Genomic DNA, 26,161 nt, shown 5'->3' on the forward strand with positions numbered 1-26,161 from the left:
TTCACCTCGTTAGTGATTGTACTCACTTAACTCGGTGTCCAAAACTGCTGGTGCGGATCAGTTTCATGTCGATCCATGGACTAGATTGAAAAAACTGGTGTAACTCCTACGTGAGTTTTAAGCATTATATCTAAATTTGTAGGAGTTCATCCTACATACACGATTAACGCGATTTCTTGAGTGCGATTAGCCTAGTTGGGTGTCAAACCCACTAAGGCAGATTTGTGGCTTCTCTCGTCCAAAAACTCGTTGGAATTTCTATATTCGTCTTCATACCTTTTGGGGGCGTATTGGCTGCAGAATTTACTATTCAAGGTTTATCCAAACCGCTAGAGAGGAATCTGGAATATTACCTCATGCCGTTAGCGAATACTTCAGCCAATGACATTCCCGTAAGTCAGCTCAGTAAGTTGGTTAGGTTAGCATTGAACCCTTATGGCTACTATCATTCCGAGCTCAATGTTCAGAGAGGGGAGAATGATCTCATCACGCTTGATGTCGACGCTGGGGAGGTGATGTTGGTGGCAAAATCTAATATCGTCGTGTCTGGAGAGGCTAGCAATGATGAGGATTTTATCGAGCTAATCAATCAAGCTCAACTTAAACAAGGGCAGCCGTTGCTTCATTCTGAGTACGATACGTTAAAGCGAAACTTGATTTCATTGGCTCAGCAAAAAGGTTATCTAGATGGGCGTTTTATTGAATCGTCTTTGGAAGTCATTCCAAGCTTGAATCAAGCCCATGTGAATCTGTATTTCTCTAGTGGTCCTCGTTACCAATTTGGAGAGTTGTCTGTTCTTACATCGGGTATCGAAACGGCACGAATAGAAGCGATGAGAACATTTGAGCGGGGCGACGATTTTGACACTTTGAAATTGAGTCAATATCAGGCCGATCTCTCCAGTACGGATTGGTTTCGCAGTGTGATTGTGAAAGCGGATTTCGAAGAGATATCCGATGGCCAAGAGGTGCCGATAGAAGTGCTCGCAGAGCCAAACTCACGCAATATCGTGCAAGTCGGCGGTGGGTATTCGACAGACTTGGGATTACGTGCTTCGCTGAATTGGACTAAACCTTGGTATAACAAACGTGGACATAGTTTTGAGGCACAAGCGTACGCTTCCAAACCGGAACAATCGCTATTACTTGGTTACAAAATTCCCACCCAAAATGTTCTAACGGATTACTACGGGATTCAGTTTGAATCTAAGCATGTCGACTATCGAGATACGTCGAGTTTTTCAAATGATTTGTCGTTTGAGAAGCATTGGCAGCTAGACAGTGATTGGCAAAGCACGATGCACGTTCGTTATTTGCAAGAGCGTTATCAACAAGCGTCGGAAAATAACGACTCACAGATGCTATTGCCGGGAGTAACGTTTTCATTGCTTGATCGCAAGAATGATCAATTAGAAATAAAACACCGTCACGTTTACTCATTGGAATACTCGGATCCGAACTTTTTCTCGGATTCTCGTTTGCTGCGTATTGAAGGCAACAGTGTGCTGTCTTGGGATATCAGCGAAAAACATAAGTTTCACTTTCGTTCGAATGTCGGTATCAATGTCGCTGACGCTCTGAGCGATATCCCCTCATCATTACGCTTCTTTGCGGGCGGTGATGGCAACCTTCGTGGTTATGGTTATGAGTCAATCTCTCCGAGAGATGAAAATGGCGATTTAACGGGTGCCCGTTACATGTTTACTGCTGGTTTGGAATATCAATATCAGGTCTACCACCAACTATGGCTTGGTGCATTTTACGATGTTGGTGATGCCTTCAACGATAGCGTAGATTGGAAAAGTGGAACAGGGTTGAGTTTGATATGGAACTCAAAATACGTGCCCGTTAAAGTGGATTTTGCTTACGGTTTAGATGCTCCTCAAGGAGACCAATTCCGCGTTCACTTCTCACTAGGCACGCAGTTTTAGCGGGCATAAAAAAGGCTCTCATCCATGTAGATAGAGAGCCTTTTTTATGTTTGATGGCTCAGAGTTCGAACTCACCATTCAGTTGCTTGAATATCCAGTTAGGCGCTTTGTGCCATCCACCATAGTTTGGATTCTTAGTATGGGTTTCATTCATTGATTGCCACTGAGTTTGGCCTTGTTCATCTCGAGATACTCGCCAAAACAGTTCATCTTGTTGTCGAGTTAAGTAGTGCATGACATGTTCTGCAAAGGTTTCGCTTTGGATCAACACACCAAATTCCACATTGAGGAAGTCCGATCTCGGGTCGAAGTTTGATGAGCCTATATAAGTCAGCCGATCATCGAGTATCACGGTCTTGTTGTGATAATAAGTATCCGCATGGAAGTAGTGGTCGTCATTTTTCGCTTGTTTTTTGTACTCCAGTATATTTACGCCTTTATCCAACAACGTTTGACGGTGCTCCTCGTAATAAGCCGGAATAAACCCAGAATCATTAGAAGCAGAGGAGTTCGTTATTAAAGTGATGTCCGTTTTTTGCTCCATTAAGGTATCAATAAAGGTAAACTCATGGTTGCTTGGTACCACGTAAGGGGTTGAAATCACCGCTTTGTTCGCTGTAGTTATTTGTTGCCAAACTTGGCGCTCTGCCCGCTTTCTAAAGTAAGGCTTGTTGTTCTCTAACTTTTTTAATGAATCGAAAACAGGGGTGACTTGCGCAGTGATGAAATTGGGGCTGGTCAGTTGTTTAACCTGTTTTTCAACTTCAGCCAGAATGATGTTTCTGTCTATCTCCTCTTTATTGACTGCTTTGGCAAACGCGGAATAGTTTGGGTTTACTTTAACGATATTTTCTATTGGTGTGACATGCTTGCTGTGCCAAAGCTGTTGGTAGTTTTGATCGAACGCTTGAATGATGCTGCCTTTAAACAACACATCCATATCAAAGAAGTTGGCTTTGCGGCTGTAACCAAAATAGTCGTTGCCAATGTTGCGTCCACCTAGAATCATCCATTGATGGTCGACGTTGAAATACTTCTCGTGTAGACGATTGTCCAAACGTTGTTGATGAGTAGAGAAGTTGATGGCGCGCCCAATCCAGCCTGACTTACGTGAATCAAACGGATTGAATAAACGGATTTGAATGTTGTTGTGAGCGCTGAGATCAGCAAGCCATTTCTCATTAAACACCAATAAATCATCGAGAGTGAGTCGAACTTGCACGCCTCGATCCGCTGCATGTTTGAGCTCATTGAGTAGCATCAAGCCAAGCGTATCACTTTCCCAAGAAAAGTAGGTCATATCGATGCTTTGTTGAGCATTTCTAACCAGTTCAACGCGACGAGCAAAGGCTTCTGGAGCGGTAGGAATTAAGTAAACATCGGCTTGATGCTGAGTAGTTTGCCAATTGGCTTCAAAATCCGGTTCAACTTCAGGGTAAGGCTGGGCACAGCCGACCAATAGCGCGCTGAAGGTAAAGATCAGCAGAGCACGAAGGGCGTTAGGAAACATGAGTAAACCTTCCTAATTATGTTCAAGGAATAAGGATGAAAAAAGCCAGCGAACTGGCTTTTAGACATTTGGTAATGAGTTTTTAGTGACTGAGGATGACGTTACATGTGACTAAGAATCAGCCCAAGTTCCTCGAGACCGTTGAGGCGTCCTTGGCGCAGTTTCGGATCGATGCCTGAGTGATGAGCATTGTCCCAGTCTTGTGTGGATTGAATACCGCCATCGTTATCGATCAGCAATACTCGGTCAGTCGCGGTGTTGTATTGGAAGTCCTCAAATAGACGTTCGCTAAACCACACGCGAGAGAGTTTGTTCATCATCGCTTTGTCTTTGCTGCCTGGTCGAACACTTGAGCCATCAAGCTTAAATGCTTTGTTAAATACAAATGGTAGTTCCGATGCATTGCAAGCGGCCACAATACAACTGATGCTCTTAAGTAAATCGCCAACATCGAGATCGCCATTTTCACCTGTGGTGTTGTAAGTCCATACGTTGAATCCAGGTGTGTAGTCAAAGTAGTAGAAGCTTGGTGTCGCTCCTGTTGCTTCTTCACGTGAGACCTTATGACGATTTGGACCCGTGAAGAGCAAATCATGCAACACAGTTTTGAATTGCTGCATGTTTTTGGCCGCACCATTCAGTTCGCGTTCATCGTTGGGGAAGAAGTCAGCCAGAGCAAGTAACTCAGTGGTCGAATCAGAGTTCCCCAAACCGAAGAATAACTTGGTCATCGCCTCATATGCTGTACTCGGCAGCAGTTCCAATAAGTCAGAAAGATCGAGTTCAACCGATGCCGAATCGCTGAGTAGTGAACGATATTCCGCGCGTAAGCGATTCAGATTTGTTTCCGATTCTAGCCACTCCACTATGGATTCGACAATTAAGGTCTCATCGCCACTTTCAATGATTTCTGGCGCTTCTTGGCTCAAGATTTCAAGGATAGTAGGGATCAAAAAAGTCAGGCTCGGCAGCATGCCCAGAGTATTGCTTTCTGCGCTGTTTGAGCCAATTACAGTCGGTACGATCCAATCATTCTCAATGGCTTGTTCAATAAAGTGATGGCCTGGCACTTCTTTCACTAGAAACGCCGGTGGGCGGTGCTCGATGTAAGGAGCAAATGGCATCAACGTGGCTAATGGGCTGTTGTCTCGTGTTGGACTTATAACCGGAATATTCGCAGCGGTCAGTACCCAGTTCTTAAGGCGTTGAATAGGGTCAAGCATGTCGCTCTGAACCTTCATGACCTCATCAAGTGGTACTAATGCAAGATCTTCAACGCTTTGCTCTGGTCGTTGGCTCTTGGCAACATCGTAACTTTTGTACTCAAAGCCGTAAGCGTTGCTTTGCATGATGGCACGTTGAAAGTGCTCACCAGCGATTGCAGCATCGCCTTTTGATTGCTGCAAAATACCTACCGACATTGCACCTGCCCCTTGACCCATAAGTGTCACGTTTTGCGGATTACCGCCAAATGCCGCTATGTTTTGCTGAACCCATTCAAGCGCGTGTTTTTGATCGCCTAGACCAAAGTTACCACCTTCTGGGTTGTCCAAACCATCGACCCAAACACTGCCCAACAAGCCCAAACGATAGTTAAAAGTAACAGCAATAAACGGGTTACCATCGTCTGCACCTTGTGCAACCACCATATCACCGTGAATCAACGGTTCTGAGCCCGCGCCGTGTTCAAAGTCTCCACCATGAATAAAGACATAAACAGGTAAATCTGCATATGCTTCTGTCCCGGCTGGGCGCCAAATGTTCAGGTTCAAGCAATCTTCTGATTGTGTTTGGAACGTGGTTTTTAACTGAGGACACGCATCACCGAACTGAGTTGCATCAATGTTGCCTTCAAGCGGTGCGACAATACTGTGTTGAAAGCGGTCTGCTTGCGCAAACTGGATACCTTTGAACGCTTCTACTGCTGCCAGTTTTTCACCTGCATCAAGAGGCGTGATGACAAGAGACTCTTTAGTCGCTTGAATGGTTGCATCGCCAATTTCCAAGGTAATTTGCTCTGGTGGTAACGGTTGTAATGGCTGCGGATTGTAAGGAACGCTAGGTTTACTTGAATCATCATTACAGGCTGCTAAGGCAAGAGTGATGGTAATGGCTAAAGTTGAGCGATTGAGTAAAGTCATTGTTATGTCCAAAAAGTCATTTGGTGCGTGCACCGAAAATGTTAAACGGCATCGAACAAGCGACGTCCTAACGCTTTGGTATTCATCTGTGAATGGTTGGATGGCTTGTTGTATTGATGGCTCAAATGGTAGGGCATTGATGACAAGTTCAATAATCGCCTTTGTAGGATGCAGTCCTACCATCCAATGGCCTACCAATGTGTGTTGTTTCTTTGTGTGTTATTTCTTTGTGCGATTAGAAGCGATAACCCAAGTTCAAGGTCAGTGAGTCACGTGTTTCGCCTTTGTTGTAAAGCATGGTCAAGTTGTAGTTCTTACCTATTTGCTTATTGAAACCTGCCAGGAATGCCCACTCGTCAAGCTCGACACCTATGTCGTAATCGAACTCGATATCACCGGTTTTTACTCGGCCATCCATACGAGAGTCCAAACCTTGGTATTCAGCACCCACAAAGAACTGAGTTCGGTAGTCGACCAACTGATAGCCAAGCATTGGCTGAACCGTGACAATGCCGTCACTCCAATCATCTACGCCTTTTAAACGCGTTTGGGAGTAAGTACCGGTGACGGAAGCAAAGAATTCTTTGTAACCAACTGATAACGTTGTACCAACACCGCGCAAGTCGTACTCAAGATGAATCGGCACATTGACTCGTCCGCGATTACATAGAGCAGACAATCCATCGCAGAACTTATCCCCCAAGCCTGGTAGACGATCATTAAGCTTGTCTTTTAGATACTGGCCACCTTCGCCTGTGTAAGCAGCATCCACGTTCGCATCGACATTGATTTTGCCCACATAACCGAACACATTCCAAAAAGGAAGGATGTTGACGTCACCACGAATACTGAAACTCTCTGCGTTTACAATACCAACAGTGTCTTCTGGATCGAATAGGTCGTTCAAACGTACGCCATCAATAACGAAATCGTTAAAAGGGATGTTCATATTCTGGTTACGGTAAGCCATCGACACGCCAAACGGCAGAGGCAAATCGATACCTTGACGGCGTACCATATCGCCCATTAACGGGAAGATACGATCAAGTTTTACACTGGCTTCTTGCATGCGTGGGTCAGAAACTTCATTCAAGCGTTTCTCATCCAACACTTGCACACCAATGTCATCCTCATAGATGGCAACAGGCTTAAGAGTGCTGACCACTTTGAGCGGTTTCTTTTTGCTTGAGCCAACGATTTCAGTGTGTTTGCTCGCAATCACAACTTTGCCAGAATCCAGCTTTTGAAAGCGGATTTCTTGATGGTACGTATCCACCTTGTACTTGTGGTGTGTGAACGGCTTGTCGTTAGTGATGAGCATGCGTTTTGGTTCACCGTTGACGAGTTCGATATTGACGCTTAAGAAACGAAAATAGGCGATGTCTTGTGGAAGCCCATATTTTGAGTAGTTGAAGCTGACAATGACATTGCCGTTTTGATCTTCTTTTGCTCGTACCGATGAAGAATCAAAGCTCTCTGCGTAGTTGCGTAGACGATATTCTGTACGCGTGAAGGCTTCGATTTCATCGAGCACTTTTTCGTTCTTATCGAGCTCCTTAGGGTTGTATTTGATGCGTAGATCGATATTGCCCTTGCTGTCTGTGTTCTTTACAAGAAACACCGAAGAGTCACGTGCCTCGTTGCCGATTTGAACGGTTCGGTGAACATGCTCAACCAAGTGTTCACCTTGTGCTAGAGAACTGATGGCCAGTTTCGGTAGATCACGGCTGATACCGTATTTGTCGAATAGCTCGCGACCTTGTTCCATAACTTTACGATAAGTTGTCTCTTCTGCGGCGAAGCTAAAAGTGGGGGTAGTAAGCATTAGTGCGCTCGCTAGCACAGTAAGAGAAGATGTCTTGCTAGCGCGTATTTCAAAAAAACTCATGACGATTTCCACTCTGAATAGCCTCAAACCTTTGAGACTCAGACAGTTAATGTGTCACTGAACATCTTGTTCAGTTAGATAGATGCGTTTGCTGTGATTGATGTTGTGAATGCAGTGTTTTTAATTGCATTTCGTTAATCAATGAGAGGATTTTATGAGGAGCAGAGAAATCCCGTTAATCGCTTTTGATGGATAGTATCCTCGCTTTATGGGTGAGGTAGGAATCGAGCCCAGCGAAAAAACAAAACGCCCCGCAGAGCAGAAGCTATGCAGGGCTTTAGTGTTAAAAACAGAGACGATTTTTAGGCGATAACGCGAGCACGGAACAGATCAGTAAATACCTTGGCAATCATCAAAATGATCAGAATGTTTACCAGCATCAGCAAAGGTGTTTCGATACGATATACAGGGGTTAAGTTGAGTGCACCCGATGTCAAAACAACCAGTAAATTAACGCCTAAAATTCTGTGCACCATCAGCTTTGGTGTCGCAAAAATTTTCCAAATTACGATGATGTTGATGAAGTAGAACAGTCCAAGTTGCCATAGCTCGGTCATCATTGGCATTAAGAAAATGTATTGCAGAAGAATCACTGTGCCAGTGCCTATTACACCAAAAAAAGCATCCTTAATAATGCTTGGTGGCATGGTAGGGACGAGTGACGAGAATATGCCAGCCATCATCGGGAATATGAACCCGCCGGGAACCGGAAGATAAATCCAGATCAATAATGATGTGACGAACATGGAGATACCTTGCAGTACCTTTCTGCCATCTTCATGCCAATGCTGTATGAAAGTACGGTGATCATGATGCCACATGGAGTCTCTATCTGTCTTTACAACAAAAGGTGCTTGACCGATTAAGGACGTACTAGGCTTGGCCATATCAAAGCATTGAAGTTGCTGAGCAAGAGTTGGCCAATCGATCTTACTTCGTTGCTGTTTTTCCACTTGTTCAAGGAGTCTCTCTTGGATCTGAGCCATTTCACTTAAGCGTAGGCGCCATAATTGACGATGCTCTTTCAAGTAGTAGGCACCAGTAAGTGGTAAGCTGAGCAGTTGGAACAATTTCTCTATGTTAGCGGTGTTGGTTTCCAGTGCTTTGATATCAATTTGATTGGGCGTTTTCATGGCGTTAAGCAAAATCTCACGGCTTGCCTCAAAGCGGTGAATGAAGTTCTGCTCGGTGTTAATTGGCCATACTAAACGGTACACCACAGAGAAGGATATTACGCCAAGAATGGTTTCCTGCATGCGCAGTACAGCGAAGTGGAATGTTGCTTGGTTATCAAATCCCCCCATACAGGCGATGATCGAACACACTGAAAAACCGACGGTAAACACATCACCATATTTTTTGTCACTCGACATATAAATGCACACACCTAGAAACAAAGTGAAAAAGGTGAGAAACAAAAAACGGTCTTGAGAGAACATTGCGATTAGGAAAAAGGCATAACCGGTGCCCAACAAGGTTCCACGCAACCTGTTATGGCCTTTGTTTATCGAGTGAGCGAAGCTTTCATTCAACGCCATTACCCCGACAGAGATGGCTGCCCAATAAGGTTTCTCCCATTGAAACCAGAAGGCAAGGGAGATTGCGACAACAATGGATAGCGCAGCTTTGATCGCTTCTTTGGTTGAGGTGTTGAACATAACAATCACCTAGTTACTTAATGATTTTAATAGAAGCAGTCATACCCACACGAAGTTGTAGATCGTCTGGCAGTTCATCCAGTTTTACTTTGATGGGAATACGTTGAGCCAAACGAATCCACTGGAAGTTCGGATTGACATTAGGCAGAAGGTCGTTGCCTGTGCTGCCATCTTGCTTCGCAATACCGTAGCCAATACTTTTGATTTCACCTTTCAGTTGCACATCGCTGTGCATCATCAAAGTTACATAAGCGGTGTCTTCAGGATTGACGCCAACCAGATCCGTTTCTTTGAAGTAACCTTCTACCCAGAAACTGTCTTCATCTATTAAAGCAACAATCGGAGAGTTTGCCACAACTTGAGAGCCTACTCGTAAGTTCAAATTAGTGATGTAACCGTTGGTTGGCGCATAAATTTTGGTGTAATCGAGGTTCAACTTCGCTTCTTCAATATTGGCTTTCGCGAGTTCTACGTTGGCGACCGCCGTTTCTACCGCATTGTTTAGGTTATTCAATGTCAGTACCGGAACAGCGCCTGGCGTGCGTTTTTCTAACTCGAGTGCGCGCTTTTCTTCGTTATTTGCTTTTGCTAACAGAGCCACAGCTTGCTTTTGAGTTGCCAACGCTTTGTGGTATGCCGCTTTATAGATGCTAGGGTCGATCTCAAACAGTAAATCACCTTGCTTCACTTGCGAGTTGTCTTCGACATACACGTTAATGACTTGTCCTGTTACACGGGGTGTTATTGAAACGATGTGCGCGCTGACTTGACCATCTCTAGTCCAAGGGTTGTTTGTGTATGATTGGTAGTAGCTGAAAATCACAGTGCCAGCGGAACACAGTAATAACAAAGTGATGAGATAACGTTTAATCACGGGATTTGCCTCAAAAGATGGTAATGAATTGACCAATAACGCCAGTAAAAATCACAATTAGGCTTAGCTCAGCGAGTGCAGGAAATGCAACGTATTTATGGAACCCCAGTTTTGTCGCAACGGTTCCAACCAAAATGGTGAGCATATAAGCCAATGTGATAACCAGCAACAAGGGTGGGAAGTAGACTTCGCCCCACACGAGTTCATGTGGCATTGAGTTCATGGTGTTTTTCTCTATTAACTTGATGAATGGAAAGATAAGGCAAATGATGATGGCGGTGATAATCGCATTTGTAGGGCCTAATCCATCAAACGAAAGGTGTTATGTGCTATATGGAGTGAATAGTGTAACCAAACAGTTTTTTGGACAGAGAAAATAAAAATAAAATTATTTTTCGATTTATCTGATGTTCATTACAGACCACTAAGTCATTAAATTTTCGATAGTTATTTCTCAATGCTTGCTTTTGAATATGCGAAGTGATGGTTTCATCCTTCAAATAGGATTACGAGTTGTGAGTTTTTGTTCCTAATATTCGCTTCGAAGCAAACGAGATGCTTTTTAAATTAAATGATCAAACAAATATGAGTGAAAGATTATTCGTTAGATTATTTTGTTTTTCTATTTTTAATAAGAGTAAATTGTCATGGAAATTATTTCTAACCTTTTTGACATGGCACCATTTGTTGCTCTCTTTATTACGCTCTCTCTCGGTTATATGGTAGGTAAAATTACCATTGGTCGATTTGTTCTTGGCGGTGTTGCCGGAACATTATTAATGGGTGTAATTATTGGGCAATTTGGTGTTCATATTGATCCCGGCGTAAAAAGCATTTTCTTTGCGCTCTTTATTTACGCAGTAGGGTATCAGGGTGGTGCGCAGTTCTTCAAAGCATTGAACTTTAGAACTATCAACATTCTACTTTCTGCTGTTGTGATGACGGTTTCTGGCCTGCTTTGTGTATTAGCAGCAGCTTGGATGTTCGACCTAGATAGAGGCACGGCAGCAGGTCTAGCAGCGGGTGGTTTGACTCAATCGGCAATCATAGGTACCGCGGGTGATGCGATCGCACGTCTTGGCGGCGTGACAGAAGAAGCGAAGCACTTAATGCAGACCAATGTTGCAGTGGGCTACGCAGTCACATATATCTTTGGTTCGCTTGGTCCAATTCTTATGGTGACGTGGGTGTTCCCAACATTGATGAAGTGGGATATCCGAGCAGAGGCGATTGCTCTAGAGGAGAAAAACTCGAATGGCAAGCACGAGCTAGCACCGGGTGAATTCAATGCAGTAACGGCATTGGTTACACGAGCATTTAAGGTGAGCAAAGATGGCGGGCTAGCAGGTAAAACCTTAGCTCAGCTAAACCAACAATCGTTGGCTGCTTGTATTGAGTTAATTCAACGCGATGGCAAAGTGCTAGAGGCGGATAAATACACCGCGCTGAAAGAAGGCGACGTCATTGTTGTCACTGGTCGTCGCAATGCGGTACATCAGTTGCAAGATGGTTTGGCAGACAACGAGATTGTGCTACCAGAAGGCTATGAAGTTATTGAAGAAAACCGCCAATTGATTGCTGACAACCGCAAACTGATTGGTAAGTCACTGCAAGAGATCAAAGAGGCATCAAATCAAGGTTCCATGCGTGGTATCTATGTGACGGATTATATTCGTGAAGGCCGTTCAATCGAAATGACACCGGACCTTGTGGTGAAGAAAAACGACGTCATTCAGCTTACGGGTACTGCAAAAGACATCAATCGCGTTGAGAAAAACATCGGTCAACGCATGGGATCTTCAACCATGACGGACTTCGTTGTCCTTGGTATGGGTATGGTGCTTGGTCTGCTTATTGGTCTTATCAGCTTTAAGATTGCCGGTATCCCCGTCACGATTGGTTCTGGTGCAGGTTGCTTGATCTCTGGATTGATTGTTGGTTGGTTACGCAGCCGTAATCCACACGTTGCTCAGTTCCCTGTGGGCGCCGCGAACTTTATTCGAGATTTCGGTTTGGCAGCATTTGTGGGCATTGTAGGCCTTGAGGCTGGCCCTCAAGCGGCCGATACCATTAAAGAACACGGTATGTCCCTGTTGTTCCTTGGCATGGCCGTGACGATTATCCCTCAGATTATTTCGTTCTTCTTCTCATATTTTGTATTGAAGATTAAGAACCCAGTTGAAGCGCTTGGCTGCGTTACGGGTGGACGAAGTGCGAACCCAGCATTCGCTGCTTTAATGGAAAAAACAGGTAACGCAACACCGGTATTCTCATTCACCGTGACTTATGCAGTAGCCAATGTACTGCTCACCCTATGGGGACCAATTATTGTCGGCATTATTACTTTAAACGCAGGCATGTGATTTAAATAAATTAGAAAAATCTTATCGCCTAATTAATTAGGCGATAGGGGAAGTATTATCCAAATTTCAGTAAATAAAAGATTAAGGTAAATATTATGACTACGCAAAATACAACGATTGATTTTTCAAAGTTTGCAGATTTAAGCCCATTTGAATTAAAAGACAAACTCATTGAAGTGGCACAAACTGTTCCTGACCGCATTTTATTAGATGCAGGTCGTGGTAACCCAAATTTTTTAGCGACACTACCACGTAAAGCATTCATTCGTTTAGGTGAATTTGCGGTGATGGAAGCAGAGCGTACCTATTCATACCTTGATGGTGGCTTTGGTGGCATTCCAGATGGAATGGGTATCGTTGAACGTTTTGACACGTTCGCGAGCAATAATAAGCAAGATCAAGGTGTGCAGTTTATCGAAAAATCGCTGAGCTACGCGAAAGACCGTCTAGGTCTACAGAAGCAAGCATTCTTGAATGAACTGGTTAACGCATACCTAGCATGTAACTACCCAGTGCCACCTCGCATGCTGACAAACATTGAAACCGTCGTGAAGCAGTACATCGCAGAAGAAATGTATGGTCCTATGCCGATCACAACAGATTTCGATCTGTTTGCAACGGAAGGTGGCACCGCATCAATGACTTACACGTTCCAAACGATGTTTAACAACGGTCTAATCAAAAAAGGCGATAAAGTTGCTTTGATCACGCCAATCTTTACTCCTTATTTAGAGATCCCGGAGCTTTCTGAATATGAATTGGAGGTTGTTGAGTTGCGCCTTGATGAGACAACATGGCAACTACCAATGTCTGAAATCCAGAAACTGGCGGATACAGACATCAAACTGCTTTGTGTCGTTAACCCTGCGAACCCAGCATCAGTAAAATTCTCGGATGAGACGCTAGATAACTTAACGAACTTCGTCAATGAGCAACGCAGTGATTTATTCATCATTACTGATGACGTATACGGCACGTTTGCAGACGATTTTGTATCACTGTTTGCGAAACTGCCATACAACACGCTTTGTGTATACTCGTTCTCTAAATACTTCGGTGCAACAGGCTGGCGCTTAGGCTCGATTGCGATTCAGCACAACAACGTGTTTGACGACGCAATGCGTAGCCTTCCAGAAGCGCGTCAACTTGAGTTGGACGATCGTTACAAAACGCTAACTCCGGAACCTCGTGAAATCAAGTTTATTGACCGTATCGTAGCCGATAGCCGCAGCGTTGCACTTAACCACACGGCAGGTTTGTCGCTTCCTCAACAAGTTCAAATGGCACTGTTCGCTCTGAACTGCCTAATGGACTCAGAGCAAAACTACAAAGCAGCATGCAAACGCATCATCCGCGAGCGTTACAAAACCCTGTACAAAAACATGGGTGTAGAAATTGAAGAAAACAAAGATCGTGTGGACTACTACACACTGCTTGAGCTCGATACTCTGGGCGGTAAATTGTACGGACCCGTCTTCGTTGAATGGTTCAAAGCGAGTGAAAAGGGCAAAGATTTCCTTTTCCGCCTTGCACATGAAACCGGCGTTATCTTACTTCCGGGCAAAGGTTTCGATGTGGTACACGCTTCTGTTCGAGTATCCCTGGCTAACCTTACTCACCACGAATACGAGCTCATTGGTCGTGCAACGCGCAAAGTGTTGGATGAGTACTTTGCCGAGTTCCAAGGCTAATTAATCTAGCCCAATAAGAATAAGCCTCGGCATTGTCGAGGCTATTCCGACCAAATAAGCACAGTGCGCGGCATTGTGTTTATTTAGTCGCCAAGCTAACTAACTTCCCAACTAAGAGTGACTTATGAAAAGTATTATTTCTATTCAATCTCATGTGGTCTATGGCCACGCTGGTAATAGCTCCGCTGTCTTCCCAATGCAAAGAATGGGGCTTGAGGTATGGCCAATTCATACGGTTCAGTTCTCTAATCACACACAATATCAACAAGGTTGGACGGGACAAAAATTTGGTTCTGACGATATTCGTTCATTAATGCGTGGTTTAGACAACATTGAAAAGCTCAGTGAATGTGGTGCGATATTGTCCGGTTATCAAGGCAGTGCCGACCAATGCCGCGCTGTCGCCGAAGCGGTAAGTTTGGTAAAGGACCGTAACCACAGCGCACTCTATGTGTGCGATCCTGTTATGGGGGACCCAGATAAAGGCTGTATTGTAGAAGATGGTGTCAAAGAGGCTATCAGACAACACTTGTTGCCCATCGCCGATGTAATAATTCCAAACCAGTTTGAATTGAGTGAGTTGACAGGCGTCAAAATAGACTCAATTTATGATGCGGTCACCGCTTGTAAAAAAGCTTTGGATCTGGGACCGAAAATGGTGCTGGTGAAACACCTTCATGCATTAGCGGATGATGCTTTCAGTATGATTCTAGCGATGCCGAAAGCATGTTATTTGGCCCAGCGTCCAAGCATCGACTTTGATTTGCAACCGGTCGGTGTCGGGGATTTGATTTCCGCCATTTTTACTGCTTGTTTGGTGAAGAATATGTCTCCAGTTACGTCATTTCGTCACGCTCACAATGCAGTTTATGGTGTATTAGAAGTCACTAAAGAATATAACGCATGGGAACTGCAGACGATCAACGCTCAATATGAATTTGTCGAGCCGACTCATGAGTTCAATATCGTCAAAATTGCTTAGCGCAACAGCTTAGGAGTTTAGTTAAACGCTATAGAAACTAGCCATCATTGCATTGATGGATAGCATCCTACATCCGCGATTACGGTTATTCAATGCGCTTGGCTATAGTACCCTCATACAACGAAACGGACTTCATTTTGACCCCATTAATTTCCAACTGAGTCTCTGGTCATGCACCAGAGACATTAAATGAGAATAATTATGAATCGTTTAATTTCCTCTGGTGTGACTGTTGCGCTCTCGCTATTGGTAGCGGCGTGCAGTTCACCCCATACGCTGGATGTGCGCGTTTCTCAGACCAACTATAAAGATGTTGAAATCGCAAATTCAACACCGAAAGAACCACTTCGAATGTGGGCCAATGAGGCGCCCGATTTTCTCTATTCGGCGCATAACAAAACCACACCGATAAAAGTGACGGGTGACCAACTCAATATTTTGGCGTTGTCAGGTGGCGGCGTAAATGGTGCATACGGTGCAGGTGTTTTGATGGGCTTACAAGAGAAAGGTGAACTGAAAGATTACGCCATCATCACGGGGATCAGTGCGGGAGCCTTGATTGCCCCGTTTGTTTTCACCGGTGGCGAAGCGATGCCAAAGATGAAAGAGGTGATGCTCAACATCAACGATAAAAACGTTTTGGGTAAAAAGAACTTCTTAAATACCCTGTTTAAGGACGCGTTTACCGATGGTGAGAACCTCTATGATTTCATCGCAGACGCTTACCCTGAGCCCATGATCGAGGCGATGGCGCAGCAACACCGCAATGGTAAACGCCTCTTTATCGGCAGTACCCATTTTGATTCAGGCGAATTGGTGATTTGGAACATTGGCGCTATTGCGAATAGTGACTTAGCGGACAAATCTGAATTGATATACAAAGTGCTTGCAGCGAGTGCATCGATTCCAGGTGTCTTCCCTCCGCAATTTATCGATGTTGAGTATGGAGAAGAAACATTAGAAGAGTTGCACGTAGACGGTGGTCTCGCGGCTCAAGTGTTCTTTAATCCGTCTAACTTTAACTACCACCAAATCTCGGAGGCATTGGGGTTAGAAAAGGCGCCGCAGCTGGATGTGATTCGGAACGGCGAACTGAAAGCCGCTTATCGACCATTAAAAGACAAAGGTTTTGACCTGGTATCGAAAAGCGTCTCAAGCCTTACGTTAGCGCAAGCACGTGGTGATTTGTATCGCATGAAATACATCAGTGAAAACAACGATATTGAGATGCAGTTTACCTATATCGACCAAGATTTCGGATACGCAAAAGTGACGAAAGATATGTTCGACTCACACTACTTGCTGACAATTTACGAATATGGATTCAAAAAAGCCACTCAGGGACAACTTTGGGTGACTGAACTCCCTTAATACAGGAAAACAACATAATGAAAAAAGCCGTTATAACACTAATGATGCTTACTGCTTCCGCTACTGCATTTGCAAAAGGTGGCGCCCATCTTGATCAGCAAAAAGTGGATAGTGACATGCAGCAACTCTCTGCAATCAAAGAAGAAGGTGCTGCCTTTATCATGATTGATGAGGACTCGAGTTACGTTGCGGTCGAGTACGTCGGCAAATGGGAAGAGATCAACAATTATGTGTCACACAAACAAGCGAAGCAACGCAAATTGGAAAAAGTGAATAAGCAGTTTGTGTATTCGAAAACCGGTGAGACGTTGGCGTCACTAGAACAGAAGATCGTTGACCACATTCAAGCTGATCAACCTAAGTATTTTAGTGTCGATGTCTACCGCGATTACCATGGTGACTCTGGTGAATTTAACTATTTAGCTCGCGTTGTTGAGTACAACTAAGATGGAGAAAACCTACTAATTTTAGTAGGTTTTTTTATGTCGACGAGAAAGAGTTTAAACATAGTTTGCTATTGTTACCAAATAGTAATGTTATTATATTTTTAATTAAATAACTCTAGAAAGGAAGCGCAACCTATGAACTTTAGTTTTGAACAACTTCTCGCGTTCGTGACCGTTTATGAACAACTCTCGTTTAGTAAAGCTGCGATCAAACTCAATAAGCACCGAACCACGATAGGGCAGGTGATTACCAACCTTGAAGACCAACTTGCGGTCAACTTATTTGAACGAGTAGGGCGTTCGGTAGAGCCAACAGAAGATGGTCACCTTCTTTACCACTATGCTAAATTAACCATCGAGCAAGCGCGTACTTTCGATAAATTGGCGCTAAGCCTCTCTTATGGTGGATTAGAAAGCGTCAACATCGCTTATTCTAGTGTGATTCCTCATCGCGCTTTGGTTGAAATCCGCCAGCAATTGCTTCGCGATTTTCCGTTAATGCGCGTGAACTTTTTTGTTAGGAATAAACAGGACATCAAAAGAGGCATAGATAGTGGCGAATACCATTTTGGTATCGTTAATGTGCATGACCGTCAGGCGATGTATAGCTTTGATGGTACCTTCCTTGGGCATTTCGAGTTTTTTCCTTTTGTTCAAAAAGGTGGAGAGCTCTCTAGGTTGGAGAAAAGTGCAGTCCTGGTGGCTCTGAAAAACAGCAAGCAATTTGTATTGCGATCTTTTATTGAAGAAGGCATGGCAGAGAAAATCATTTACAGCTCAGACAATGAAGCAGTCGATCAACTTGCTCTGGTGATAAAGATGGTAGAAGCTGGTTTGGGTTGGGCGCTACTTCCTAAAACATTAGCAAACACTGAGTTTGCCAGTCACGCCATTGAGCCAGTCGAAGCCGATGAGATGCTAGAGGGCTTCAAGTTTGGCTTCGCGCTTTGGTGTCCACATTCCAAACAAATTGTTGATATAAAAAAGTCGTTAATCACCGTGATAAACAATTATCGCAAGCGATTTGAAGACGGTCTCCGTCGTTAACTCAAAGACTCATCCAATTTTTTAACAAGGTTCAATTAGAGCCTTGTTTTCGTTTCAGTTAACTTTAAGTTCGAGTTTTGATGGATTACACCCTCTATATAGGAGTGTGAGGTATTCCTTTTTTGGCTTATTCTAGTCTCGCTCTATGGGGAAGCCCAGAGCAAAAAGTGTTTTTACCATATGACCGCTGCACGGAAGCAGATTTTTCAGCCGGGTTTAGTTACCCGGCTTTTTTTATCTGAGGGTTAACTTTATGAATCGCCGATACAGCGGGGCGCTTATTTCTCTTTCTGCATTGTTATCATGCTCGTCACTTGCCTCTTTCTACGATCCGGTTGATGGACAGTTCGATATGGGGCATCACATTGCAGAGAATGCTCATGGTTTTTTACCAGTACCTATCCTAATTACCGAGCCAGCTATCGGATATGGAGGTGGTGTCGCTGGTTTGTTTTTGCATGAAACGCAAGAAGAGAAAAACAAAAGAAAACAAGCGGCGTTATCAGCAATAGATGGAGGAGCGCAGCTCGTGCCGAGTGCAATGACTGTCGCAGGCGCATTAGGTACTGAGAATGGTACTTGGTTTGCGTTTGGTGGGCACCGACGCTCTTGGCTTAATGATTCTATTCGCTATGTAGGCGGTGGTGGTGTTGGGGTGGCTAACTTGGATTTGTATAAACACATCTCCTTTGGCCCGATTGATAAGGAAATCAAATTTGGAACCAAAACATCGGTCGCAGTGCTGGCTCAAAAAGTGCAATTTCGCATTGCCGATACGCCATTAATGCTTGGTGTAAAACAAATGTTGGCGAAGTCTAAAGTGGAATCGGATAGCAAGCTGATAGATAAGGTCATGCAACTTACCCTTGGAAGTGAAGCTGTAACGTCTGGATTAGGTGTGCTCGCTGAATACGATACTCGCGATAATCTCTTTTACCCTAGCAAAGGGTATAAAGTGACTGCTGACTATATGATTTATGATGATGCTTTAGGCAGTGATTATAATTATCGTACTTTTAACCTTGATGCAGAAGCCTACCTCCCGATTGCGGAAAAATGGACGTTAGGTTTGGCTGGCAACTACCAATATTTTGAGCAGAAAGATTCTATGGTGTCACCGACTGCAAAGCCGTATGTTGTACTGCGGGGTGTTTCTTCATACCGTTACCAAGGTGATGAAATCGAAACCTTGCAAGCTCAACTTACTTACAGCATTAATCATCGTTGGAAAGTGAGTGGGTTTTATGGCGCGGGTCAAGCGGCCCAACGTAGTGGTGATGAACAAGACAGCCGAGTTAATGCTGGTGGCGTAGGCTTTCGTTATCAAATTGCTCGTCGATATGGTCTACACATAGGTATGGACTATGCGATGAGTGATGAAGAAAGTGCTATCTATTTCAATGTAGGCAGTGGCTTTTGAATAGTCACCGAGTCAGTCTAACGAAAAGGTGTCTATCAAGTCGGTGGTTATTCAATCAACGCCACGAAATGAACTTCATCCTTTTAGAAAGGAAGTCTCATATTTATTTGAACAAGGCCCTAATGTTTTCACAACATTTGAAGATGATGATTATTATCAAGGTGAAGTCAGTAAAAGTATTTCATATCTCAAAGAGAATGAAAGTTACATTAATGAAAAATCTCGCTTAGAAGAGATTTATGTATTGTCAGAGACGGTTTTGGTTAAGCCTGTATAGATTACTTGTAGTCGTTCTGAAGGTCTTCTTCAGTCTCAATTTTTGTGGTTAACACCGAAAGGTCTGCTTCTTCATTTACTATTGGCGTATAACGCCTTGCTGAGGGGAGAGGGGGTAAGCAATACTATTGCTACTACATGCCTCTTCAATCACCAGAACCATTTGGTAAAAATCCCAAGCTTGGGAAGTTACTCATAAACGCTTTGTTGTATGCGTACTAAAGGTACACCACGGATTCCACATTATTACCCTCGGGATCAATCAAAAACGCTGCGTAGTAATTTGGAGCGTAGTGACTTCGTAAACCAGGTTTCCCGTTACATTTGCCTCCAGCAGACAACCCCGCTTCGTGAAATGCTGTAACTTGTCGTTTGTCTAACGCAGAAAAAGCGATGTGGCATGTTGAATTACTGACACCTTTTTCAATGAGAAATCTTACATTTGGCTCGCTCGAAAGCCCGAAACCAGCAGCATTTTCATCTGACCATTTGAGTTCAATGCCTAATGGCTCTAGCGCATTTATGTAAAATGCACGACATTCTTCGAATGCCGCTACCTTAATTTCAAAATGATCTATCACTCTTTGTCCTTTAGAGTCAGTTACAATTTCCCTTGAAGTGCACAACCCCAATGATGGGGTGAGGCATGTCATATCGGTGCTTTATACAACTTAGCGATTTAACCAGCGCATAGCTCACGCAAGATCTGCTTCTGTAAAGTTAGTTTTAAATGTGAAAGCAAAGGGCGTATCTCCGTTATCGCGTAAATGTTGAAGGCGGAATAAAGCTTCTTGTGGTGTTGGTATATGGTCATCTTCAACCCACCATAGAACATAGCTATCTTCTGTTAATCGATGAAACCATTCGCTTTTTCGGCGCATGAAATCTCTATGGTCAGTACGGAACATAAAGTTTTTGAGTGCGTCAGTACTTTCCCAGACAGACATGTTTACAATCATGTTTGGGTCTTCAAACAATTTAATGCTGGTGGCATCACCGGAGTCGTCTTTTAAACGCCAAACAAAGCCTTCACTCTCTTCAGCAATACCATTAACTAAGTCTAAATTGTCTACAAATTCTCTAATTTCAGGTGCATCCAGAGGATATTTGGCAAGCGCAATATTTAACTGTGCTAATTTCATTTCAGACCCTCCTTGGTCGGTAAGTTAGTGCTATAGCGGTAAGCGGTTTCTTATAATGCAATGTATTGCTTATTCCTTCAAAGGCAAATTAGAAAGTTAGTGATTTTGACTGCCAATTACATTGTAAAAATCGGTTTGGTACATTGGTCTTGTTGAGTTCAAGACGGTACCGATAACGAGAGATTTCTTAGAGACAAACCATCCCATTTGTGCGAGAGTATTTTTAGTCGATTTGACTATCTATTTGATTTTTAATTTATATTTCGAGTTACTATGAATTAATTGCGCAAGTATCACTCGGCGTGTTCAGTTCAAGACGAGCAATACTTAAAGGAGTCGCTATGTATTTTTGGGATGTACAAAGTCTGAAGAACGATGTTCGAGCCAACAAACTGTCGGAAAAAGATAAGTTCTTGTATATGTTTTTAAGCATAGCGTTTGTGACTATTGGTATTGAGCTTATTTCCATCTCGCCACTCGAACCACAAAATGTATGGGATGCTGTCGAATCTGTGTCTTATATTCTGATTGTCTTGTTTGGTACGTACTGGGCGTATAAGGCCAATGGTTCAGAACATGGTACGGATTTCCTTGGGCGATACTTTAGTATCAGCTTTGTTGTGTCAGTGCGGTTTTGTACGTTATTGATTCCGATATCTGTATTTTTGTTTGCCTACTACATGACGGTGATGCCTGAGGATGGCATTGTGGTGAGCTCGTCCGTCGATGTTCTGCCATTCATCGTTTGGTATGCCTTACTTTACGCCAGTATCATCAAGCATATTAAAGCGGTGCAGGTTTAGTTGAGGTTCTGTCTATTTCCGCTTTGGATGTTTCGCAAACTAAAAAGCCCTGCTCATTGGTGAGCAGGGCTTTTGCTTTTAGGGCTAATCTTAACCGATGATGAAGAAGAAAATCGCGGTTGCAACAATACCAATCAGCGCATAAGGGAACTGTGTCGTCGCGTGTTGCATGGATGTACAACCAGAGCCTTGTGCAGACAACACGGTAGAGTCACTAAAGAAACAAGAGTGGCTACCGGCCGCTGATGCCGAAAGTAGAGCCGCAACGGTTAAGTGTAGTGGCACGCCAAGCTGTTCACCCAAAGGCAGAACGATTGGCATCGCTACCGCGAATGTTCCCCAAGAAGATGCCGTAGCAAAGACCAACGCACCAGTAATCATAAAGATAATCGCAGGGAAGTAAGACGCCGATAAGTAAGGGCTTACGGTCTCAATCACGTATTGCGTGACACCTAGCGAGTCATTGACGGATTTCAGCATGAAGCCGCCAATTACGGTTGCAAGCGGCAGTAGCATGACTTTAATGCCATCATAAACAGCTTCGAACATATCGTTCATCGAAATCAGTTTTTGTGCGCCGTAGAAGCTAATGGTGAAGATCAGTGCGACGAAAACCCCCGCCAGTAGGTCGATACCAAAGTACCAGCTGGCAGCAACGAGGACGATCATCGGTAAAAGGAAGTTGATCAGACCCATTGTCGGATTGGTGTGCGCAGAAACTTCAGAACCAAAGTCCACATCGGTTGCGCCGTCTGGACGAACTTGACCATTCTTCGCACGCTCTTCTGCTTTTTTCATTGCGCCGAGGTCAGGGATTTTTTCCATCGCAACCAGCAGAACAATCACCAAAGTTACCCAGCCGTAAGCCATGTAAGGAATTGCTTGCATATACGTCTGAATACCTTGGCCTGCTTCAGCGACGCCGTTTGCTTCTAGCAGCGAGCTAAAGAAGATGGCCCAAGTGGAAATCGGCACCAGAATACAGATAGGCGCTGCGGTTGAATCCACTAGATAAGAGAGCTTTTCACGAGAGATCTTGTAGCCGTCAGTGACTTTTTTCATCGATGATGAAATTGCAATTGCGTTTAAGTAGTCATCAATAAAGATCAGGATACCCAGAGCAAATGTCATCAACATCGATTGCTTGCGGCTTTTGACCTTGGTGACAAGCATATCGGAGAAGCTCAAAATACTGCCGCCTTTCTCCAACACGGCAATCAAACCGCCCATCAAACCACATACGAGGATGATCCATGCGATGGTTTCATCCATCATCACACTCATCGAAATATCGACAATTTGCTCGACCGCTTCAGTTGGATTGAGCAGAAGTACCCCAGCAATTGCGCCACTAAAAAGGGCTTCCACAGTTCGGTGTGTCGTGAGGGCAAAGACCAAAACCAACGCGGTTGGCAGAAGGCTCATCCATCCGTAGGCTTCGCCTTCCTCATGATTTAATCCGATAGTGGTAAAAAAGATAAACGTCGCAACTGAGATTAAAGAAACAATAATATGTTGAGTATTGATTTTAAGCGGCGCATCCAGCGCCTTGGTTTGCGTTGTCATAAAGTGCATTTCCTTTGTTTATGCCGAGTGCAACATCCAGTCGATTTCCAATGGAGTAATCGCTCGCTCAAATTCTGCGAGTTCACTCCGCTTGCAAGCTAGATACAAGTCAATAAAGTCTTGTGAGATGTATTGAGCCAACTCGCTGTGCTCCAGTCGCTCTAGCGCTTCTGACATACGCAGCGGCAGTTCAACAGCATCGTCACTTAAGGTTGGCGGACATTGGTCTTTGGTGTAGTTATCACTCGCTAATACTGCGGAAAGTACTACTGCAGCGAGAATGTAAGGGTTAACGTCAGCGCCAGCGATACGATGCTCAATACGACGGTTTTTACTGTCGCTAATCGGCACACGCAGCGCCACGCCTCGGTGGTTTTCTCCCCAGTCGGCTTTTGTTGGCACATACGCACCCGGTAAAAAGCGGCGGAAGGAGTTAACGTTCGGACAAATCAAACCCATGGCATCGGAGGTTTGTGACAACATGGCTGCCATGGTTTGATAGAAGAAGGGGCTAGCTTGACCATCGGTTTGACTAAAGTGGTTGTTACCATCTTTATCAACCAAGCTGAGGTGAATGTGCATGCCATTACCCGCTTGTTCACCAAAAGGTTTCGCCATAAATGTCGCATCAAACCCGTGCTGGTGAGCCACTTGGCGAATCAAACGTTTTGCAATGATGATCTCATCACACGCTCGCAGTACATCTTTGGAATGGTTGAAGTTGATTTCGAACTGTCCCGGTGCAGACTCAGAAAGAGCGCCGGACGTATTCAACCCTTGCTCTAATGCGATTCGATTAAGATCGGTCAAGAAATCCGCGTAGTCATCTAATCCATCAAGGTCGTAAACCTCGGTGTCTTTTTCTCGTGTTTTCTTCGTTGGATTAATTGCCGTTAATGGTTCGCCATTTTCCCCACGAGTTTTGTCGATTAAATAGAACTCTAACTCTAGCGCGACACATGGGTACTGATCTTTGGCATGCAGCGTTTGCAACATAGACGCGAGAATGTTGCGGATGAACAGTGGGTTAGGGTGTTGCCCGGTTTCATCCATCATACTAAGCAGTAGTTGGCCAACTTGTTCCTTTGCCGTTGGCATCAAAGTTCCACTGATTGGGTAACAGAGGTGATCTGGTTCTCCGAGATCTTCGCCCAACCCCGCAGTTTCAACGACGTTACCTTTAGTATCAAGGGTGATGGTCGAGAGGGGGAGTGCTACCCCTTTATCAAGCTTCTCTAGTGCGTCTATCGGGATGCGCTTTCCTCTTGGAGTGGCATTGATATCGGTAAAGATAAGGTCGATAAATTCTATATCGGGCCATTTTTGTTTAAAATTTTGTACTTCCTGTAGATACGATTCCATTTTCTTCTCCAAATAGCCTGACGAGTAGAAATTAGAAATAACCAAGTTAACAAATAAATTACAGTGTTTTAATTAAATCGTTTGTTTTTCAGGTTATTTTTAATTTAAACATGCACTTATACTGTGCTTTTGGTGTTTAACGGCTGGTTTTTATGTCTTTCTGTTAACTATTTTGTAACATTTGGTTTTGTTTTGTTCAATATAATGAGCATAAATATTCAATTTAGTGGCCTAAATAGTGCGTCAGATCACGTTGTGACGATAATAAAGAATATCTGTGTTGATAATTTTGTACATGGTTTGTAGGGTAAATGTTAAATAAATCGAACACGGAAATGTCATGTCAGGAACACGCAAACCCATCATTGGTGTGGTTAGCTGCACTAAAGAGTTAGGTGGCTATCAGATACAAGCGGTCAACGACTTTTACTTACGCGCCGTTAAGGATTTTGGAGGGCTACCGATTATGTTAGCTCCAGAAATGTCGGGAGACGACGTAGCCACCATATTAGACATGTGTGATGGCTTCCTATTTCCTGGTAGTCATTCGAATGTTGCTCCGCATCGATACAATGCAACACACGAAGAAAGCCATAAAGATGAAGCGCGTGATGAACTATCACTGACGTTAATTCGTCACGCGGTAGACCAAAACATTCCGTGCCTTGGTATCTGTCGCGGTTTCCAAGAGATGAATGTTGCACTAGGCGGCTCATTAAACCCAGCCGTTCACGACTCAGGCTTTAATGATCATCGCGAAGCGACTGTTGAAGATTTCGAACAAAAATACGCGCCCGCTCATGCGGTATTAGTGCAAAAGCAGAGTTTGTTTGAACAATGGTTGGTACAAAATCACTGGGAAAATACCACCTTTTTTGAAGTGAACACGCTGCACAATCAAGGCGTCGATCAGCTTGCCCCTCAACTGCAAGTTGAAGCTAAAGCCCCGGATGGCCTAGTAGAAGCATTTAGTCTTCCGCAACAAAAATTTTTCGTTGGCGTGCAGTGGCACCCAGAATGGAAAGCAAAAAACAATCATTTCTCTCAAATTTTATTCAATGAATTTATGATGGCAGCCTCTCGTTAAACGTTTGGAGCTGCATGAATGGACAATCATGAGATTGGTAAAAATATTGTTCAGTTACGTAAAAAACATGGATTGTCACAAAGGGAATTAGCCGAACGCGCTGGTATTACCCACAGTGCAATCTCGTCCATTGAAAATGGCAAAGTGAGCCCGTCGGTCAGCTCACTACAAAAAATCGTCAATGTATTTTCTTTATCACTGTCGGAGTTTTTCATTTTTGAACAATCTTCGAATGATGAAGTGAAAGTGGTCTTCAAACCGTCAGATCTCGTGGAAATTGGAAGCGAGACGGTATCCATGAAACTAGTGACGAATGGCGACAAAGATCAAGTTATTGGATTCTTGATCGAAGAATACGCACCACATGGAACAACAGGTGCGGCGGAAATCAGACACGAAGGCGAAGAGGTCGGCACGATTTTAGAGGGAGAAATCACTCTAGAGTACAAAGGCCACTCCTACGTCCTCACAGCCGGCGAGTCGTACATTATTGATACGACGAAGCCACATCGATTTACGAATCACACAGACAAGGCTTGTCGATTGATAAGTGCGCATACGCCAACCACATTTTAGTGGGGGCTTGCCTTGTGTGATCACAAG

At 44.0% G+C, this 26,161-nt stretch carries 22 protein-coding genes; 12 read left to right on the top strand and 10 right to left on the bottom strand.

Going from position 1 to position 26,161, the window contains the following annotated elements:
- The first annotated feature begins 224 nt into the window (after positions 1-224).
- Positions 225-1,931, top strand: a complete 1,707-nt coding sequence (locus ACF8EG_RS18465; RefSeq protein WP_069506876.1) for an autotransporter assembly complex family protein — start codon at positions 225-227, stop codon at positions 1,929-1,931.
- 58 nt (positions 1,932-1,989) lie between these two features.
- Here the strand turns inward: ACF8EG_RS18465 and ACF8EG_RS18470 are convergent, their stop codons facing one another.
- The 6 genes from ACF8EG_RS18470 to ACF8EG_RS18495 all read right to left on the bottom strand — a co-directional run bounded on the left by ACF8EG_RS18470 (position 1,990) and on the right by ACF8EG_RS18495 (position 10,225).
- Complete coding sequence (locus tag ACF8EG_RS18470; RefSeq protein ID WP_069506879.1) at positions 1,990-3,441, bottom strand: phospholipase D family protein; 1,452 nt, start codon at positions 3,439-3,441, stop codon at positions 1,990-1,992.
- A gap of 101 nt (positions 3,442-3,542) precedes the next feature.
- Positions 3,543-5,582 (bottom strand): carboxylesterase family protein, encoded by a 2,040-nt coding sequence (locus ACF8EG_RS18475; RefSeq protein ID WP_069506882.1) that lies wholly within the window; start codon positions 5,580-5,582, stop codon positions 3,543-3,545.
- A 235-nt stretch (positions 5,583-5,817) separates the two neighbouring features.
- Positions 5,818-7,470 (bottom strand): hypothetical protein, encoded by a 1,653-nt coding sequence (locus ACF8EG_RS18480; protein WP_069506884.1) that lies wholly within the window; start codon positions 7,468-7,470, stop codon positions 5,818-5,820.
- Between the two features lie 302 nt (positions 7,471-7,772).
- Positions 7,773-9,128, bottom strand: coding sequence for an FUSC family protein (locus ACF8EG_RS18485; RefSeq protein WP_069506886.1), 1,356 nt, complete (start codon positions 9,126-9,128; stop codon positions 7,773-7,775).
- A gap of 13 nt (positions 9,129-9,141) precedes the next feature.
- Complete coding sequence (locus ACF8EG_RS18490; protein ID WP_017421514.1) at positions 9,142-10,002, bottom strand: HlyD family secretion protein; 861 nt, start codon at positions 10,000-10,002, stop codon at positions 9,142-9,144.
- A 10-nt stretch (positions 10,003-10,012) separates the two neighbouring features.
- Entirely contained in the window at positions 10,013-10,225 is a 213-nt protein-coding gene (locus tag ACF8EG_RS18495) for a DUF1656 domain-containing protein (protein ID WP_031849971.1), read from the bottom strand.
- Positions 10,226-10,649: 424 nt separating this feature from the next.
- Between ACF8EG_RS18495 and aspT the strand changes: the two genes are divergently transcribed.
- The 8 genes from aspT (at position 10,650) to ACF8EG_RS18535 (ending at position 19,599) form a co-directional block, all read left to right on the top strand.
- On the top strand, positions 10,650-12,365 hold the full coding sequence (gene aspT, locus ACF8EG_RS18500) for an aspartate-alanine antiporter (protein ID WP_069506888.1): 1,716 nt from the start codon (positions 10,650-10,652) through the stop codon (positions 12,363-12,365).
- 95 nt (positions 12,366-12,460) lie between these two features.
- Positions 12,461-14,056, top strand: a complete 1,596-nt coding sequence (locus ACF8EG_RS18505; RefSeq protein ID WP_043037624.1) for a bifunctional aspartate transaminase/aspartate 4-decarboxylase — start codon at positions 12,461-12,463, stop codon at positions 14,054-14,056.
- A 124-nt stretch (positions 14,057-14,180) separates the two neighbouring features.
- Positions 14,181-15,038, top strand: coding sequence for a pyridoxal kinase PdxY (pdxY, locus tag ACF8EG_RS18510; RefSeq protein ID WP_031849973.1), 858 nt, complete (start codon positions 14,181-14,183; stop codon positions 15,036-15,038).
- Positions 15,039-15,239: 201 nt separating this feature from the next.
- Positions 15,240-16,409 (top strand): patatin-like phospholipase family protein, encoded by a 1,170-nt coding sequence (locus ACF8EG_RS18515; protein WP_031854511.1) that lies wholly within the window; start codon positions 15,240-15,242, stop codon positions 16,407-16,409.
- Positions 16,410-16,426: 17 nt separating this feature from the next.
- Positions 16,427-16,855: a hypothetical protein gene (locus tag ACF8EG_RS18520; RefSeq protein ID WP_031854512.1), complete on the top strand. Its 429-nt coding sequence runs from the start codon at positions 16,427-16,429 to the stop codon at positions 16,853-16,855.
- A 135-nt stretch (positions 16,856-16,990) separates the two neighbouring features.
- The gene (locus tag ACF8EG_RS18525) at positions 16,991-17,902 is read left to right on the top strand and encodes a LysR family transcriptional regulator (protein WP_031849976.1); all 912 of its coding nucleotides are present in this window, start codon (positions 16,991-16,993) and stop codon (positions 17,900-17,902) included.
- Positions 17,903-18,155: 253 nt separating this feature from the next.
- Positions 18,156-19,322 (top strand): BamA/TamA family outer membrane protein, encoded by a 1,167-nt coding sequence (locus ACF8EG_RS18530; protein WP_069506890.1) that lies wholly within the window; start codon positions 18,156-18,158, stop codon positions 19,320-19,322.
- A 43-nt stretch (positions 19,323-19,365) separates the two neighbouring features.
- Complete coding sequence (locus tag ACF8EG_RS18535) at positions 19,366-19,599, top strand: hypothetical protein (protein WP_031849978.1); 234 nt, start codon at positions 19,366-19,368, stop codon at positions 19,597-19,599.
- A 217-nt stretch (positions 19,600-19,816) separates the two neighbouring features.
- Here ACF8EG_RS18535 and ACF8EG_RS18540 read toward each other — a convergent pair whose 3' ends face one another.
- Both ACF8EG_RS18540 and ACF8EG_RS18545 read right to left on the bottom strand, forming a co-directional pair.
- The gene (locus ACF8EG_RS18540) at positions 19,817-20,179 is read right to left on the bottom strand and encodes a VOC family protein (RefSeq protein WP_025543188.1); all 363 of its coding nucleotides are present in this window, start codon (positions 20,177-20,179) and stop codon (positions 19,817-19,819) included.
- A 114-nt stretch (positions 20,180-20,293) separates the two neighbouring features.
- Complete coding sequence (locus ACF8EG_RS18545; protein WP_069506891.1) at positions 20,294-20,740, bottom strand: DUF3291 domain-containing protein; 447 nt, start codon at positions 20,738-20,740, stop codon at positions 20,294-20,296.
- Between the two features lie 341 nt (positions 20,741-21,081).
- Here ACF8EG_RS18545 and ACF8EG_RS18550 point away from each other — a divergent pair, with 341 nt between their 5' ends.
- A complete protein-coding gene (locus ACF8EG_RS18550) occupies positions 21,082-21,543 on the top strand; it encodes a hypothetical protein (protein WP_069506893.1) in 462 nt (153 codons plus the stop codon).
- 90 nt (positions 21,544-21,633) lie between these two features.
- Here ACF8EG_RS18550 and ACF8EG_RS18555 read toward each other — a convergent pair whose 3' ends face one another.
- Both ACF8EG_RS18555 and ACF8EG_RS18560 read right to left on the bottom strand, forming a co-directional pair.
- Positions 21,634-23,109: a Na+/H+ antiporter NhaC family protein gene (locus ACF8EG_RS18555; protein ID WP_021449153.1), complete on the bottom strand. Its 1,476-nt coding sequence runs from the start codon at positions 23,107-23,109 to the stop codon at positions 21,634-21,636.
- 18 nt (positions 23,110-23,127) lie between these two features.
- Positions 23,128-24,471 (bottom strand): glutamine synthetase family protein, encoded by a 1,344-nt coding sequence (locus ACF8EG_RS18560; RefSeq protein ID WP_005500353.1) that lies wholly within the window; start codon positions 24,469-24,471, stop codon positions 23,128-23,130.
- A 340-nt stretch (positions 24,472-24,811) separates the two neighbouring features.
- Here ACF8EG_RS18560 and ACF8EG_RS18565 point away from each other — a divergent pair, with 340 nt between their 5' ends.
- Together ACF8EG_RS18565 and puuR are read left to right on the top strand one after the other, a co-directional pair.
- Positions 24,812-25,558 carry a gamma-glutamyl-gamma-aminobutyrate hydrolase family protein gene (locus ACF8EG_RS18565; protein ID WP_005464627.1) on the top strand — a complete coding sequence of 249 codons (747 nt, stop codon included), beginning with the start codon at positions 24,812-24,814 and terminating at the stop codon, positions 25,556-25,558.
- Positions 25,559-25,576: 18 nt separating this feature from the next.
- Positions 25,577-26,134 carry an HTH-type transcriptional regulator PuuR gene (gene puuR, locus ACF8EG_RS18570; protein ID WP_005464588.1) on the top strand — a complete coding sequence of 186 codons (558 nt, stop codon included), beginning with the start codon at positions 25,577-25,579 and terminating at the stop codon, positions 26,132-26,134.
- Positions 26,135-26,161: the final 27 nt, after the last annotated feature.

Origin of the sequence: Vibrio sp. YQ_11 (assembly GCF_043103065.1) — a bacterium.
In the GTDB taxonomy this organism is placed as follows: domain Bacteria; phylum Pseudomonadota; class Gammaproteobacteria; order Enterobacterales; family Vibrionaceae; genus Vibrio; species Vibrio parahaemolyticus.

Coding starts and splice junctions, on each gene's coding strand:
- ACF8EG_RS18470 (WP_069506879.1), bottom strand. CDS start 3,441: ATGTTTCCTAACGCCCTTCGTGCTCTGCTGATCTTTACCTTCAGCGCG.
- ACF8EG_RS18475 (WP_069506882.1), bottom strand. CDS start 5,582: ATGACTTTACTCAATCGCTCAACTTTAGCCATTACCATCACTCTTGCC.
- ACF8EG_RS18480 (WP_069506884.1), bottom strand. CDS start 7,470: ATGAGTTTTTTTGAAATACGCGCTAGCAAGACATCTTCTCTTACTGTG.
- ACF8EG_RS18485 (WP_069506886.1), bottom strand. CDS start 9,128: ATGTTCAACACCTCAACCAAAGAAGCGATCAAAGCTGCGCTATCCATT.
- ACF8EG_RS18495 (WP_031849971.1), bottom strand. CDS start 10,225: ATGAACTCAATGCCACATGAACTCGTGTGGGGCGAAGTCTACTTCCCA.
- aspT (WP_069506888.1), top strand. CDS start 10,650: ATGGAAATTATTTCTAACCTTTTTGACATGGCACCATTTGTTGCTCTC.
- ACF8EG_RS18505 (WP_043037624.1), top strand. CDS start 12,461: ATGACTACGCAAAATACAACGATTGATTTTTCAAAGTTTGCAGATTTA.
- pdxY (WP_031849973.1), top strand. CDS start 14,181: ATGAAAAGTATTATTTCTATTCAATCTCATGTGGTCTATGGCCACGCT.
- ACF8EG_RS18515 (WP_031854511.1), top strand. CDS start 15,240: ATGAATCGTTTAATTTCCTCTGGTGTGACTGTTGCGCTCTCGCTATTG.
- ACF8EG_RS18520 (WP_031854512.1), top strand. CDS start 16,427: ATGAAAAAAGCCGTTATAACACTAATGATGCTTACTGCTTCCGCTACT.
- ACF8EG_RS18525 (WP_031849976.1), top strand. CDS start 16,991: ATGAACTTTAGTTTTGAACAACTTCTCGCGTTCGTGACCGTTTATGAA.
- ACF8EG_RS18530 (WP_069506890.1), top strand. CDS start 18,156: ATGAATCGCCGATACAGCGGGGCGCTTATTTCTCTTTCTGCATTGTTA.
- ACF8EG_RS18545 (WP_069506891.1), bottom strand. CDS start 20,740: ATGAAATTAGCACAGTTAAATATTGCGCTTGCCAAATATCCTCTGGAT.
- ACF8EG_RS18550 (WP_069506893.1), top strand. CDS start 21,082: ATGTATTTTTGGGATGTACAAAGTCTGAAGAACGATGTTCGAGCCAAC.
- ACF8EG_RS18555 (WP_021449153.1), bottom strand. CDS start 23,109: ATGACAACGCAAACCAAGGCGCTGGATGCGCCGCTTAAAATCAATACT.
- ACF8EG_RS18560 (WP_005500353.1), bottom strand. CDS start 24,471: ATGGAATCGTATCTACAGGAAGTACAAAATTTTAAACAAAAATGGCCC.
- ACF8EG_RS18565 (WP_005464627.1), top strand. CDS start 24,812: ATGTCAGGAACACGCAAACCCATCATTGGTGTGGTTAGCTGCACTAAA.
- puuR (WP_005464588.1), top strand. CDS start 25,577: ATGGACAATCATGAGATTGGTAAAAATATTGTTCAGTTACGTAAAAAA.